11 protein-coding genes are annotated in these 14,769 nt (G+C 43.7%); 1 reads left to right on the top strand and 10 read right to left on the bottom strand.

Annotated features, from left to right (window positions below):
* Positions 1-128 precede the first annotated feature (128 nt).
* Positions 129-986 carry a class II fructose-bisphosphate aldolase gene (locus K9B36_RS05475; RefSeq protein WP_223701021.1) on the bottom strand — a complete coding sequence of 286 codons (858 nt, stop codon included), beginning with the start codon at positions 984-986 and terminating at the stop codon, positions 129-131.
* 349 nt (positions 987-1,335) lie between these two features.
* A complete protein-coding gene (locus K9B36_RS05470; protein WP_223701020.1) occupies positions 1,336-1,713 on the bottom strand; it encodes a response regulator in 378 nt (125 codons plus the stop codon).
* Between the two features lie 284 nt (positions 1,714-1,997).
* On the opposite strand from K9B36_RS05470, the gene K9B36_RS05465 reads away from it, so the two are divergent.
* Positions 1,998-2,540, top strand: a complete 543-nt coding sequence (locus K9B36_RS05465; protein WP_223701019.1) for a DUF2529 domain-containing protein — start codon at positions 1,998-2,000, stop codon at positions 2,538-2,540.
* Between the two features lie 553 nt (positions 2,541-3,093).
* Here K9B36_RS05465 and K9B36_RS05460 read toward each other — a convergent pair.
* From K9B36_RS05460 to K9B36_RS05425, 8 genes are all read right to left on the bottom strand, one after another.
* Positions 3,094-4,704, bottom strand: coding sequence for a CTP synthase (locus K9B36_RS05460; protein ID WP_223701018.1), 1,611 nt, complete (start codon positions 4,702-4,704; stop codon positions 3,094-3,096).
* 588 nt (positions 4,705-5,292) lie between these two features.
* On the bottom strand, positions 5,293-5,847 hold the full coding sequence (rpoE, locus tag K9B36_RS05455) for a DNA-directed RNA polymerase subunit delta (RefSeq protein WP_399201392.1): 555 nt from the start codon (positions 5,845-5,847) through the stop codon (positions 5,293-5,295).
* Positions 5,848-6,065: 218 nt separating this feature from the next.
* Positions 6,066-9,311, bottom strand: a complete 3,246-nt coding sequence (icmF, locus tag K9B36_RS05450; RefSeq protein ID WP_223701017.1) for a fused isobutyryl-CoA mutase/GTPase IcmF — start codon at positions 9,309-9,311, stop codon at positions 6,066-6,068.
* Positions 9,289-9,942 (bottom strand): TetR/AcrR family transcriptional regulator, encoded by a 654-nt coding sequence (locus K9B36_RS05445; RefSeq protein ID WP_223701016.1) that lies wholly within the window; start codon positions 9,940-9,942, stop codon positions 9,289-9,291. The genes icmF and K9B36_RS05445 overlap by 23 nt, the downstream gene beginning before the upstream one ends.
* A gap of 16 nt (positions 9,943-9,958) precedes the next feature.
* Positions 9,959-11,098 (bottom strand): acyl-CoA dehydrogenase, encoded by a 1,140-nt coding sequence (locus K9B36_RS05440; RefSeq protein WP_223701015.1) that lies wholly within the window; start codon positions 11,096-11,098, stop codon positions 9,959-9,961.
* Positions 11,099-11,325: 227 nt separating this feature from the next.
* Positions 11,326-12,462 (bottom strand): acyl-CoA dehydrogenase, encoded by a 1,137-nt coding sequence (locus K9B36_RS05435; protein ID WP_223701014.1) that lies wholly within the window; start codon positions 12,460-12,462, stop codon positions 11,326-11,328.
* 51 nt (positions 12,463-12,513) lie between these two features.
* Positions 12,514-13,368: a 3-hydroxybutyryl-CoA dehydrogenase gene (locus K9B36_RS05430; RefSeq protein ID WP_223701013.1), complete on the bottom strand. Its 855-nt coding sequence runs from the start codon at positions 13,366-13,368 to the stop codon at positions 12,514-12,516.
* Between the two features lie 24 nt (positions 13,369-13,392).
* Complete coding sequence (locus K9B36_RS05425) at positions 13,393-14,571, bottom strand: acetyl-CoA C-acetyltransferase (RefSeq protein ID WP_223701565.1); 1,179 nt, start codon at positions 14,569-14,571, stop codon at positions 13,393-13,395.
* Positions 14,572-14,769: the final 198 nt, after the last annotated feature.

Raw genomic sequence — 14,769 nt, 5'->3', positions numbered from 1 at the left:
CTCCCTTGGAAAATGGTTGGTTGCGCTTTCAAATAGGAAATAAACAAAACCGCCTTGGTATGGGCGGTTTTGCTATTGTTGCCTTGTTGTTGGTTGAAATGATGTTGTTATTAAATGGTTATTTTGAATTAAGCCTTGTTGGATGAACCGAATTCACGCATTTTGCCTTGAACCGTTTCTTTGATCGCGTCACGTGCTGGTCCTAAGTATTTACGTGGATCGTACTCCTCAGGTTTAGCCGCTAATACTTCGCGAACTGTTCTTGCAGAAGTGATTTGGTTTTCCGTGTTCACATTGATTTTGGCTGTTCCAAAAGAAATTGCCTTTTGGATATCATGTGTCGGAATTCCAGTACCACCATGTAATACAAGAGGAACACCAGCAAGCGTATTGATTTCTTCCATCTCTTTGAAGCCAAGGTTTGGCTCGCCTTTGTAAGGTCCGTGAACGGATCCTAATGCAGGTGCAAGGCAATCAATGCCAGTACGCTTTACAAGCTCTTCACATTCTTTTGGATCAGCATAGATAACGCCCTCAGCGATAACGTCATCTTCTTGTCCACCTACTACACCAAGCTCTGCCTCAACAGAAACTCCGTGGAAGTGTGCTAATTCTACTACTTTCGTCGTTGTTTCGATGTTCTCTTCAAACGGGTGATGAGAAGCATCGATCATAACGGAAGTAAATCCAGCGTGGATCGCTTTTGCACAAGACTCATAGCTTGAGCCGTGATCCAAGTGAATTGCAACAGGAACAGTAACTTTGTACTCTTCCATAAGTGCTTTTACAAGCGCAACGATTGTTTTGAAGCCACCCATGTAACGGGCTGCCCCTTCAGATACACCAAGAATTACTGGTGAACTTTCTTCTTGTGCAGCTTGTAGAATTGCTTGTGTAAATTCAAGGTTGTTTAAGTTAAACTGACCTACTGCATAGCCTTCTGCATTTGCTTTTTTTAGCATTTCTGTCATGGAAACTAAAGGCATGGTAAAATCCTCCTTCATATTATACTCACTCCGAAAAGTTTTCCCCGTTCTTACAAAAATGGTATACCCTGCTTAGACAGGCAACAATCATCAATCATTGTTCGCTACTTATCCATCGCATGAATCCCTTTTTCTTTGCAAAAAACAGCTTCACTACTATCAATCCTAGCTTCACCAATTGAAAAACTAGTTATGTATGAGAGTGAAACATACGTGCAAAACTTGTCGGTAGATATTATCCATTACCTAGCATACCAACTAAAAAAGAAAACTACAACTACGGAGTAGTCCGCTTTACAACTGTAAGCGGTAACACTTTTAATTTTTAAATTTTCTGTCTCTACTTTTATTAATTTTCAGTAGATTGAGGCATGTTTTGGCGAACTGCATCTCTTATTTCATCAATATCAAAAGGTTTTGCAAAGTGCGTAATGGCACCTAAATCTTTTGATTCCTGAATCATATCCAGCTCTCCATATGCAGTCATAATAATGACTTGAATACTAGAGTCGATCGCCTTCAATCTTTTTAAAATTTCAATTCCATCCATCCCGGGTATTTTCATGTCTAACAACACTAAGTCAGGCGAATGCTTTTCTACAATATCTAATGCTTGGTAACCATTTGCAGCTTGAAATGTCTGATATCCTTCTTTTTGGAACACCTCATTCAATAAGATCCGTATTCCATACTGGTCATCCACAATTAGCAACTTTTGACCCATCATTCCACCTCTTTCTTGTAAATAAGAACATTATTTCCACCCTTCCAACTACTTCTACGATACCAGTCTAATTTCCTTCTTTCTCCAATAAATAATTTAACCCACCTCTAAATAATAGACCATAGTACAGATAATAATATACTTCTAATGTGGCACATCGGGAAATATTTTTTGAGTTTTTTTCTTTTTGGGGCCAGACCCCGGCAGGAGATTTTCAATTTATGTCGAACGTGTGCTTTGGCTGGGGGGGATGGTAGTGGTAGTATAGTTTTTGGAGGTGTTGGTTTATGTTGAAGATTTTTACGACTCAGCTTCAGGGTGTGTTTAGTCGAATCGCTGGGAATGAGGATTTTTTGTTGGAGGATGGTGCTCGTTTATTAGCTCAGGCTTTGGTTGGTGATGGACGGATTTACATACATGGCGTGCGGGAGATGAAGGCAATTGAGGCGGAAGCAGTGGATGGTGCCGAGCCGTTGCAGAAAGCCGCCCCCCTTTCTTCCCTTACTAGCTATCAAGAATTGACGGAGACAGACCGCGTGTTGCTTGTATCCCGATTTTCGACAGATGAAGAGGCCGTGCATACGGCTAAGGCTTTGAAGGAACACGGTATGGAAATAGTGGCTGTTTCCACCATCGTTGCTGCTGAAACTTCTGGAGCTGCGTCTCTTGAGGAAATCGCGGATGTTCATATTGATATGAAGTTGAAAAAGCCGCTGATCCCTGGTGAGGATGGCGAGCGCTTTGGTTTCCCAAGCAGCATGACGGCTTTGTATGTGTATTATGGACTTGCTTTTACTATAAAAGAGATGATGGAAGAGCTTGAGGACTAGCATGGGAGGGGGGGGAACTCTCCCTTGTTAGGATTCCTCTTAGTAGTAGATTGGTGTTGGGAGGTTTTTTGTTAGATGCATTTGCTTTTCTATTAGATAGATCCAGCCATTTGTTAGATAGTTTTCTGAATGTGTTAGATGTTTCCCCAAATGTGTTAGATGTCTCTATTCCTGTTAGATGAATCCGGTTTTTGGTTAGATGTTTCCTGTAATTTGTAAGATGAACCCACAAAAGTTGTTAGATAGCCCCGGGAAAAAGGTAGAATACAACTCCAAACCCCTTATAAAACCTCAAAAAATCACCCTCCCGCACCATAAAAGCTCTAATTACCTGATTTTAATTAAAACCTCGCTGGAATTCTCCTGAAAGATCACCAATTTCCCTATTTTTATATAAAAATGCACTCACAAACAATTTCGGCGAAGCACCGCCACCAATCACCCCTCTAAAACAACTAGCCGCGCTGCCCTTCCGCCTCCCTTCAGTCCTCTGCACAACAAAAAAAGAGAGCCAGTCCAAAAACGGACCAACTCCCCACGTGCTATGTGTAAATTAAGCTAAAACGCCGGCATTTTTAATGGATGCTTGGACGAAGTCACGGAATAGTGGCTGCGGACGGTTAGGTCGTGACGTGAATTCCGGGTGAAATTGAGAGGCAAGGAACCATGGATGGTCTTTGATCTCGATTACTTCTATTAGGCGGCCGTCGGGGCTTGTGCCTGAGAAGATGAAGCCATGCTCTTCCATTTGCTGACGGTATTGATTGTTAAATTCATAACGGTGACGGTGACGCTCGTAAACCACGGCATCATTGTAAGCCGCTTGTGCCAGTGAACCGTCGATCAGTTTACAAGGGTAGAGACCAAGACGAAGGGTACCACCTAAGTCTTCAATGTCTTTTTGCTCTGGAAGCAGATCAATGACAGGGTATGGTGTTTCTGGATTTAGTTCAGATGAGTGTGCATCTTCTAATCCAAGAACATTGCGTGCAAATTCAACGGATGCCAATTGCATTCCGAGGCAAATTCCGAAGAAAGGAACTTTGTTTACACGGGCAAAGCGAATTGCTTCAATTTTGCCTTCTACTCCACGATCGCCGAATCCGCCAGGAACAAGGATACCGTCTGCGCCTTGTAAAAGCTCATCCACATTTTCGGCTGTTACTTCTTCTGAGTTGATCCAGTTGATTTTCACGTCTGCATCGTACTCGAATCCTGCATGACGAAGTGCTTCTGCAACAGAAAGATAAGCATCCTGAAGCTCTACGTATTTACCAACCAAGGCAATTGTTGTTTTGTTGGAGAGATTTTTCACTTTATCTACAAGCTTAGTCCAATCTGTCATGTCCGCTTCTTTTGTATCAAGCTTTAAATGATCACAGACGATTTGGTCCATGTTTTGAGCTTGATAGGCAAGTGGAATCTCGTAAAGCGTTTCTGCATCAATGGATTCGATGACCGCTCTCTCGTCAATATCACAAAATAGCGCGATCTTGTCCTTCATGTCTTGGGAAATCGGCATTTCCGAACGAAGCACGATAATGTTTGGCTGGATACCTAAGCCGCGAAGCTCTTTTACACTATGTTGGGTCGGTTTTGTTTTCAACTCGCCGGCAACCTTGATGTGAGGAACAAGCGTACAATGAACATACATCACATTGTCACGGCCGATATCACTCTTGATTTGACGAATTGCTTCTAGGAATGGCAAGGATTCGATGTCTCCTACTGTTCCCCCGATTTCTGTAATGACCACATCCGCATTTGTTTCACGCCCTGAACGGAAAACCCGCTCTTTAATTTCGTTTGTGATGTGTGGAATAACCTGCACCGTTCCACCAAGATAGTCTCCACGACGCTCTTTTTTCAACACGGTAGAGTAGATTTTCCCTGTTGTCACATTGCTGTATTTGTTTAAGTTAATATCAATAAAACGCTCATAGTGACCTAAGTCCAGGTCTGTTTCCGCTCCGTCGCCTGTAACGTATACTTCCCCATGCTGGTAAGGACTCATTGTACCTGGGTCCACGTTGATGTAAGGATCAAATTTTTGAATAGTTACACTTAATCCCCGGTTTTTCAATAGTCTTCCTAGTGATGCTGCTGTGATTCCTTTACCTAGAGATGAAACCACGCCACCTGTTACGAAAATATACTTTGTCATTCTGTATGTCTCCCCCTCGATTAATGTATAAAATACTATTTAATAACTATCTTGATTCTTTCTTGAGAGGCATTTAATATTTAGCTATCTTCGCATTGATTGTTGGCCAGCAACAATCTTTTAGAAAAGAGCTTTACGAAAAGAGCCTAATATTTTTATCATTAGTCAAAAACACTAAATTCATAAGCCAGATTGCCAATTATTTACGAGCGAGCTTCCAGCAATAACTTTTGCGAAAGTGCCTTCGTAAAAAATGAAGCTGTTCCTAAATTTGGCTTAGGTACAGCGTCTCATTTTTCAAAATCGGTCCGTAACCTTTTTGTGTTTTACCAATAAAAAAACGCTCCTCTTACTAGTTTTCTAGCAAGGGAGCGTGTGATGATCTATCGAAACTTTCTTGTCCTTTTAAAAGGAGCCCAAAAAAGATTCTACCTAGTTGGGGATAAAAAGTCAAGGGCAGATTTATCTAGTATAAGAGAGGGAACTTGCTAAATCGAGTCTCCTCTCTAACCTATAACAAAAAACAGTAGACAAACATCGATTTTCATCGTGTTTGCCTACCGTGCTTGTCTAGATTGGGAAAGATGCTTATTTTATTTCTTCGTCTTCGTCTTCCTCATCTTCGTCCTCTTCATCGTCTTCGAGGTCATAGTCTTCATCTTCTACGATATCTTCTACGACATCATCATCGTCATCATCATCATCATCGTCATCGTCATCAAAGTCGTCTTCCTCAACTTCTTCGTAATCGTCAAGGTCGTCAAACTCCAATTCTTCTTCGTCAAGTTCATCGAACTCGTCTGCGTCAAGATCATCATCGTCATCAGATTTTTTCTTTTTCTTCTTGGTTTTTGTTTTAACCTGAGGAGTCGTTTCCTCTTCTATTTGATCATAAGGATACCATGCACGTAATCCCCATTGGTTTTCCCCGATACAAATAAAACGGCCGTCAATATTCAGGTCCGTATAAAATTGTGACAGCTTGTCGCGAAGATCTGCATCCTTGAATCCTGTCAGCTTTTTAAGCTTCTTGATAAGTTCACCAAATGTTAAAGATTGCTTTTGCTCGTTGAATAGTGCATAAGTGATCTCGATTAGAGACATTTCCTTCACTTCTTCTGCCGTTAAATGGTCTAATGCCAATGTCTGCACATCCTTTCTGTATATGTAAATTGTAAAAGTCGATAATATTAAAGATTTCTAGAAAAATCCATACCATTCATTATAAACAAATACACAATGTTTAATCCAGCATAAAATAAATCTTTGCGGAAATTTTTTTCAGGATGGTAAAGGGCGCATGCCCCACCAAAGCAATAAGCAGTGGAGGGCATGCACCCGCTAGCAGGCTAAAAGCCCTGTTACATATTCCGTCTAAACTGTCCGCCAACTTCATACAATGCCGTTGTGATCTGCCCGAGGCTCGCCACTTTTACTGTATCCATCAGCTCTTCAAAAATATTCTCGCCATTAATGGCCACTTGCTTTAGCCTTGTTAACGCTTCTTCCACCTTGTCACTGTTACGCTCTTGGAAGGAGGTTAAATTGCGAATCTGAGTTTCCTTTTCCTCTTCAGTGGAACGAGCTAGCTCGATATCGTTCAAATCGTCCTCAGAAGGTGGCGTTGGGTTTTGATAGGTGTTCACACCGATAATCGGAAGCTCCCCTGTGTGCTTTTTCATTTCATAGTACATCGATTCGTCCTGAATTTTCCCACGCTGGTACTGGGTTTCCATCGCTCCAAGCACACCGCCGCGATCATTAAGGCGTTCAAACTCCTGTAGGACCATTTCTTCTACAAGGTCTGTCAGCTCTTCCACTACAAAGGAGCCCTGCAGCGGATTTTCATTTTTCGCCAAGCCATGCTCTTTCGTAATAATCATCTGAATCGCCATCGCACGTCGCACCGATTCCTCCGTTGGTGTCGTAATCGCCTCATCATACGCATTGGTATGAAGGGAGTTACAGTTATCCTGCAACGCCATTAACGCTTGCAAGGTGGTACGAATATCATTAAAGTCAATCTCCTGCGCATGCAAGGAACGTCCAGAAGTTTGCACATGGTATTTCAGTTTCTGGCTTCGTTCATTTGCCTTGTATTTATTTTTCATCACGGTTGCCCAAATGCGGCGTGCCACACGGCCAATCACCGTATACTCTGCATCAAGGCCATTGCTGAAGAAAAAGCTCAAGTTTGGCGCAAAGTCATCAATGTTCATACCGCGGCTTAAATAGTATTCTACATACGTAAAGCCATTGGACAGGGTAAAAGCCAACTGGGTAATCGGGTTTGCCCCCGCTTCTGCGATATGGTAGCCGGAAATAGAGACAGAATAATAGTTCCGCACCTTTTTATCAATAAAATATTGCTGAATATCTCCCATTACCCTTAATGCAAATTCTGTGGAGAAGATACAAGTATTTTGCCCCTGGTCTTCTTTTAAAATATCCGCTTGCACCGTACCACGAACCGTTTGCAAGGTTTTCGCACGAACTTCCGTATACTCTTCCAAAGTTAACATGCGGCCAAGCTCTTCTTCTCGTGCCTGCACCTGCTGATCAATCGCTGTATTCATAAACATCGCCAAAATAACAGGAGCCGGTCCGTTAATGGTCATGGAAACCGATGTACTTGGAGCACAAAGGTCAAAGCCCGCATACAGCTTTTTCATATCATCAAGCGTACAAATGCTTACCCCGCTATTTCCAACTTTTCCATAAATATCAGGACGTGGTGCCGGATCTTCCCCATAAAGCGTTACCGAATCGAACGCCGTACTCAAACGTTTCGCATCATCATCCTTACTTAAATAATGGAAGCGGCGATTTGTTCTCTCCGGAGTTCCTTCTCCAGCGAATTGACGCTTAGGATCCTCGCCTTCACGTTTAAACGGAAAGACACCTGCTGTATAAGGGAACTCCCCTGGTACATTCTCACGATACACCCATTTCAAAATCTCTCCGTAATCCACATATTTCGGCAGCACCACTTTTGGAATCGCCAACCCTGACAAACTTTTCGTCGTCAATTTGGTAATAATCTCCTTGTCGCGGATCTTCGTCACAAACTGATCACCAGAATACTTTTCCTTCTTCTCTTCCCAGCCTGCCAAAATTTTACGAGATTCTGTCGTAAGCTTCTCCTCATACTCCCTGCGAATAATACGAAGCGCCTCTACCAAATCTTCCTTATCAGAAGCAGCTTCCATTGCTCCATCCAATTGGAAAAGCTTGCGCGCCAGCTCCACTTGTTCTCCTGCCTCTTTATGGTAGTTGCGAACCGTGTCGCTGATCTCCCGCAAATAATAGCGACGATCATTCGGGATGATCACATTCTGCTTTTCCACTTCTTTCGAGGTTGGCAAGCTAGAGGTGTGATTTTTTCCAGTTTTCTCATTAATCAGCCCTAATAGTGCTTGAAACAAGGTGTTCGTTCCAAGATCATTAAACTGACTGGCAATCGTTCCGTAAACCGGCATCTCATCCAGTTCTTTATCCCATAAAAGACGGCTGCGCTGATATTGCTTTTGCACCTGGCGCTTAGCATCCTCTGAACCTTTGCGTTCATATTTATTGATGACAATAAGGTCTGCATAGTCGATCATATCGATTTTCTCTAGCTGTGATGGAGCACCAAATTCACTTGTCATCACATACATGGAAATATCACAAATCTCCGTGATGCCGGCATTTCCTTGGCCAATCCCGCTCGTTTCCACGATAATCAGGTCAAAGCCAGCTGCTTTAACGACACTAATTGCATCCTGAATCGCAAGCGACAGCTCGGAACGAGAACCACGGGTTGCAAGGGAGCGCATATACACCCTTGGATTGAAAATCGCATTCATCCGGATGCGGTCTCCTAATAGTGCGCCACCTGTTTTCTGTTTAGTAGGATCGATAGAAAGAATTGCGACTTTGTTATCAGGTACTTCATTAATGAAGCGTCTGATCAGCTCATCAGTAAGGGAGCTTTTCCCCGCTCCACCTGTCCCTGTAATTCCAAGAACCGGTACGGTTTTTTGCTTTTCTTTTACCTTCGTCAAAGCTGCCTGCGCTGTTGCGGCTACTTCTTCATTGGTTGTTACCTGCAGTTCAGCAAGTGTAATTAACTTTGCAATCGCTTGGTGGTCGTCAGCCGTTAACTCGTCGATTTCCTCATCCAGTGATTTGGCTGTAACAAAATCACAATCCTCTAGCATCGAATTAATCATGCCCTGCAAGCCATGCTCCCGGCCGTCCTCTGGTGAGAAAATGCGGGAAATTCCGTACGCATGAAGCTCCTTGATCTCACTTGGGATGATAACTCCCCCACCGCCTCCATATATTTTAATGTGGCTAGCATTTTTTTCTTTTAAAAGATCAAACATGTACTTGAAATATTCTACATGTCCGCCTTGGTAAGAGGATATCGCAATGCCTTGGACATCCTCTTGGATTGCTGCGTTGACAATTTCCTCCACTGATCGATTATGACCAAGGTGAATCACCTCTGCCCCACTCGCTTGCAAGATTCGTCGCATAATATTGATTGATGCATCATGACCATCAAAAAGACTGGATGCTGTCACAAATCGGATATGGTTAGTTGGACGATAGATTTCCATTCACGTGCTCCCCCTTTGTTAGACCGTTAATTAACAGTTCAATTTGGCCTGCAATATAATCCTCGAGACAGAAATGCTTATGAAGCACCCAGCGGCGAAAGCCCCACATCTGCCCCTGAACGAAAATATTGTGCGCCATCAATTGAATTTCCTGCTCTTTTAATTTCATTCCCTCTGCTGCCATACAATTTCTGATCACCTGTTCAAACATCGCAACCATTTCAAGCTCTTTATTTAACACATATGGCAAAGCATCTTTGGAAAGCGATTTTGCCTCCTGGTACATCACAAGCACTTCATCCTGCATTTCATCCATCACTCGGAAGTAATAGGAAATAGCAGATTTTAAGCTTTCGAGATTGCCGCGCTTCATGTCTAATTCCTGCTGCAGCCTCTCTCCCACCTGGTCGTAAATGCGGTCACATACTAAATAAAGAACATCTTCTTTTGTGCGGATGTATTCATACAAGGTTCCAATACTAAAGCCCGCTTCTTTCGCTATTTCACGGGTGGTTGTGCGGTGAAAGCCTTTTTCCTTAAAAAGACTGACTGCCCCTTTAATCATTTGGTCCCGCCGTTTCTCAATCAATCGCTCATCTTTGACGGATGCATGGACTTCCCGTTTCTTCATCCCCTTATCCATCCACTTACTTCGTGAGCATTCTGGAGATGACGAGACGTTGAATTTCCTGTGTTCCTTCGTAAATTTGTGTGATTTTAGCATCTCTCATATAACGCTCCACCGGATAGTCCTTCGTATAGCCGTACCCGCCGAATACTTGAACCGCCTCGGTTGTCACCTTCATGGCTGTGTCACCTGCAATAAGCTTCGACATCGCCGATTCCTTACCATAGCTTAAGCCCTCTGACTCGCGCCATGCCGCTTGATAGGTTAAAAGTCTTGAAGCTTCGATTGAAGTTGCCATGTCGGCTAATTTAAAGCTTACACCCTGCTGTGCTGCAATTGGCTTCCCGAATTGAACACGTTCCTTCGCATACGCTACTGATGCATCCAAAGCTCCTTGTGCAATTCCAACCGCTTGGGCCGCGATTCCGTTTCGTCCGCCATCAAGTGTTGTCATTGCTATCTTAAATCCTTCTCCTTCTTGACCTAACAGGTTTTCCACCGGCACACGGCAGTCTTCAAAAATTATTTCCGTTGTTGGTGAAGAACGAATACCTAGCTTTTTCTCTTTTTTCCCGACACTAAAGCCTGGGAAACTGCTATCAATAATAAAAGCACTTGTTCCTTTATTCTTAAGGTCCTGATCAGTAACGGCAAATACCACATAGATGTCTGCAATTCCGCCGTTTGTAATGAAGATTTTCGAGCCATTTAGCACATAATGGTCGCCATCAAGCTTCGCCGTTGTCCGCATTCCGCCTGCATCCGACCCTGACCCTGGTTCTGTTAAACCATAGCCTCCGATGCTTGTTCCTTGCGCTAACGGCACAAGATACTTTTGCTTTTGCTCTTCTGTCCCGTATTTATAGATCGGCCAGCTTGCAAGAGACGTGTGCGCCGATAAAGTTACCCCTGTGGATGCACATACACGGGAAAGTTCCTCTACCGCTATGCAATACGCCAGATAGTCACTGCCGATTCCGCCATACTCTTCCGGAAAAGGAATTCCCGTTAAGCCTAGATCCGCCATTTTGCGGAAAATATCCATGTCAAAACGTTCTTCTTCGTCACGCTCTGCTGCGGTTGGTTCTACTTCATTTTTGGCAAAATCGCGCACCATTTTACGAATCATTTCATGTTCTTCACTTAGTAAAAAATTCATTTGTTTTTCCCCCTGGTTAGTAAGTTTAGTCCTTGCTGCCGTGCTCTTTACTTATTTAATTTTAGGCTAGGTTATACGCCGCTTTTGATTTCCGCAAAAGGCTGGTGAAGTACTATTATCAACCGGTATCTTCAACAGACTCTAATTTTGTATGGGTATATCCAATTTTCGATTTTTTTCGTGCTTAAAGCGACAAACTTTATGGAAGGAGTTTTATGAAAAGGTTCTTAGTTTAATAGATGTTTTGCTATTACTACGCGTTGTATTTCACTTGTTCCTTCGTAGATTTCACATACTTTCGCATCTCGGAAGAAGCGTTCGACAGGGTAGTCCTTTGTATAGCCGTAGCCTCCGTATACTTGAATCGCTTCTGTTGCAACATTCATTGCGGTTTGGGAGGCAAAAAGCTTCGCCATGGACGCTTCTTTGCCACAAGGTTTTCCTTGTGCACGCAGGTTTGCTGCACGATAGGTTAATAGCTTTGCACCTTCTACCGCCGTTGCCATATCTGCAAGCTTAAAGCCTACTCCCTGCTGGAGAGCGATCGGCTTTCCAAACTGTACTCGTTCCTTAGCGTACGATGTTGCATGCTCCAAGGCTGCTTCTGCAATTCCAAGAGATTGAGCCGCTATCCCAATACGTCCGACATCGAGGTTCGCCAAGGCAATTTTAAATCCTTCGCCCTCTTTTCCAAGCAGATTTTCTGCCGGCACTCTCGCATCCTCAAATGTTAGCTGCACCGTTCTTGAACCGTGTAATCCCATTTTTTGCTCGTCTTTTCCGATGATAAATCCTGGAGTGTCCTTTTCCACAATAAAGGCAGAAACACCTTTTGCCCCAAGGCTTGGATCAGTGGAAGCAAACACGATGTAGGTATCCGCTTCTCCTCCGTTTGTGATGAAGACTTTCGAACCATTCAACACATAATGGTCCTCATGTTTGACCGCCCGAGTTTTCAGGCTGCCTGCATCAGAACCGGCACTAGGCTCTGTTAAACAAAAGGCTCCTAAGTACTCCCCACTTGCAAGCTTTGTCACGTATTTTTGCTTTTGCTCTTCTGTTCCGAAATAAAGAATCGGATTTGTCCCAACAGATGTATGAACCGAGAGAATCACACCGATTGTCGCACTAACACGGGACAGCTCATTGATTGCAATAATATAAGATGGAAAGTCCATCCCTGCTCCGCCGTACTCTTCAGGAATGGTCATCCCCATTAACCCAAGGTCTGCCATTTTCTTTAAAATTTCACGAGGAAACTCGCCCTCTTCCATTTTTTCCACAAATGGCGCGATTTCCGTTTCGGCAAAATCACGTACCATTTTCCGCACCATTTCTTGTTCTTCGGTGAAGCGTAAGTTCATACTTTCCGACCCCTTTCTTGCTGCCTGATTTATTATGGAGTTTTCGTCTCTTTATGTTTCGTATGTGTAAAATCCGCGTCCTGTTTTGCGGCCGAGCCAGCCTGCTTTTACATATTTTCGAAGCAGTGGGCATGGACGGTATTTGTCGTCGCCAAAGCCTTCATGCAAGGTTTCCATAATATAAAGGCATGTGTCCAACCCGATAAAGTCAGCGAGCGTAAGCGGCCCCATTGGGTGGTTCATCCCAAGCTTCATCACTTCATCAATCGCTTCTGGTGTTGCTACTCCCTCATAGACGGTAAAGATCGCTTCGTTAATCATAGGCATCAGTACGCGATTGGATACAAAACCAGGAAAGTCATTTACTTCTACTGGCACTTTTTGCAATTCTTTTGTCATGTCCTCAATCGTTTGGTATACCTCGTCTGCTGTTTGAAGGCCACGGATGATTTCCACCAGCTTCATAACAGGCACTGGATTCATAAAGTGCATCCCAATTACTTTTTCCGGTCTGCTTGTTGCTGCTGCAATTTCTGTGATCGGCAAGGAGGAGGTATTGCTCGCCAAAATCGTATGCTCTGGAGCAATTTTATCCAATTCTCCAAAAATCTTTTTCTTAATATCCATGTTTTCAACTGCCGCTTCAATGACAATATCTACATGTTTGGCATCTTCTAACGTCGTAGTTGTCGTCAGGTTGCCTAGTACTTTTTCTTTTTCCTCTTCGGTCATTCTTCCTTTGTCGACTGCTCTTGTGATATTTTTTGTGATGCTCGCTAGCCCGCGATCAAGGAATTCCTGCTTCAAATCGTTCATGTATACATGAAAGCCTGCCATCGCACAAACCTGTGCAATTCCAGAACCCATTTGTCCTGCCCCAATTACCATTACATTTTTAATCGTCATCTTATATGTCCCTCCTAAATTGATTTACACTTTAATCAGAATAGCATCGCCTTGGCCGCCGCCACTGCAGATGGACGCGATTCCAAGTCCACCGCCACGTCGCTTAAGTTCATGAATAAGGGAAACAATAATGCGCGCCCCACTTGCTCCGATTGGATGACCAAGTGCGACTGACCCGCCGTTTACATTTACTTTTTCTAGATCTAGCCCTGCAAGGTTTGCTGATGCCAAAGCCACTGCCGCAAAAGCTTCATTAATTTCAAAAAGGTCAATCTCTTCAAGTTTCGTTCCTGTTTTGGATAAAAGCTCGTTAATCACCATTCCTGGTGTTTTAGGAAAATCCTTTGCTTCCACTGCTATCGAGGCTTGCCCCAAAATCGTTGCGATCGGCTGCTTTCCTTCTTTTGCCGCACGTTCTTCGCTCATAAGGACGAGTGCGCTCGCTCCATCATTGACTCCAGGTGCATTTCCGGCAGTGATGGTTCCGTCATGGTCAAATGCCGGTCTTAAGGAAGACAGCTTTTCAATTGAAGTATCTTTACGCGGCGATTCATCCTTGCTTACAATAACCGGCTCCCCTTTTCGCTGAGGTACCTCTACTGGGACGATCTCTTCGGCGAAAATTCCTTTTTCCATCGCTTCCACTGCTCGTTGATGACTTCTGAACGCCCATGCATCCTGGTCTTCCCTTGAGATCTCCATCTCTTTTGCGACGCTGTTTCCATATGTACCCATATGAACGCCGGTAAACGTGCATGTCAAGCCATCATGCACCATCAGATCCTTAACACTGCTATCTCCCATACGAAGTCCCCATCTTGCTTTAGGAAGGATATACGGAGCATTGCTCATACTTTCCATTCCCCCTGCAACGATGACTTCCTCTTCGCCAGCACGGATCAAGATATCTGCTAATGTCACACTTCTCATTCCTGAAGCACAAACTTTATTGATTGTTTCGGTTTTCACGTTCCAGGGAAGTCCTGCTTTGTGTGCAGCTTGGCGAGATGGTATTTGACCCTGTCCGCCTTGTAGTACTGTTCCAAAGATTACCTCTCCTACTGAACCTGCTTCCACTTTTGCTCTCGTTAAGGCTTCTTTTATTGCCACTGCGCCTAGGTCTACTGCAGTTAGGGAGCTTAGGCCTCCTGCAAATTTACCGATTGGTGTACGCACTCCGCTTACGATTACTGTTTTTCCCATTGTTGGTTCCTCCTTTAATGGTGGTAAACGCTTACATTTTATTCGACTGAACGCTCGCTCATTTTGATTGGAAGAGTTTGGTGTACGCGAAGGGTTTTCGCGTACACCATGGTTTTTATTTACTACTTTAATAGTAGGTAGGTTCGTTCTGAAACTTCCTGTTCCTTTCCGTTCTAGGTGTTCGCTTTCCGCGGGGCG

The organism is Sutcliffiella deserti (assembly GCF_020037475.1).
Taxonomy (GTDB): Bacteria; Bacillota; Bacilli; order Bacillales; family Bacillaceae_I; genus Sutcliffiella_A; species Sutcliffiella_A deserti.
This window is presented reverse-complemented; position numbering and strand designations above follow the sequence as displayed.

Excerpts from the sequence above, each read along its gene's own strand:
- K9B36_RS05475 (WP_223701021.1), bottom strand. The coding sequence starts at position 986 with ATGCCTTTAGTTTCCATGACAGAAATGCTAAAAAAAGCAAATGCAGAA.
- K9B36_RS05460 (WP_223701018.1), bottom strand. The coding sequence starts at position 4,704 with ATGACAAAGTATATTTTCGTAACAGGTGGCGTGGTTTCATCTCTAGGT.
- K9B36_RS05465 (WP_223701019.1), top strand. The coding sequence starts at position 1,998 with ATGTTGAAGATTTTTACGACTCAGCTTCAGGGTGTGTTTAGTCGAATC.
- K9B36_RS05430 (WP_223701013.1), bottom strand. The coding sequence starts at position 13,368 with ATGACGATTAAAAATGTAATGGTAATTGGGGCAGGACAAATGGGTTCT.
- K9B36_RS05435 (WP_223701014.1), bottom strand. The coding sequence starts at position 12,462 with ATGAACTTACGCTTCACCGAAGAACAAGAAATGGTGCGGAAAATGGTA.
- K9B36_RS05440 (WP_223701015.1), bottom strand. The coding sequence starts at position 11,098 with ATGAATTTTTTACTAAGTGAAGAACATGAAATGATTCGTAAAATGGTG.
- K9B36_RS05470 (WP_223701020.1), bottom strand. The coding sequence starts at position 1,713 with ATGATGGGTCAAAAGTTGCTAATTGTGGATGACCAGTATGGAATACGG.
- icmF (WP_223701017.1), bottom strand. The coding sequence starts at position 9,311 with ATGGAAATCTATCGTCCAACTAACCATATCCGATTTGTGACAGCATCC.
- K9B36_RS05425 (WP_223701565.1), bottom strand. The coding sequence starts at position 14,571 with ATGGGAAAAACAGTAATCGTAAGCGGAGTGCGTACACCAATCGGTAAA.
- K9B36_RS05445 (WP_223701016.1), bottom strand. The coding sequence starts at position 9,942 with ATGAAGAAACGGGAAGTCCATGCATCCGTCAAAGATGAGCGATTGATT.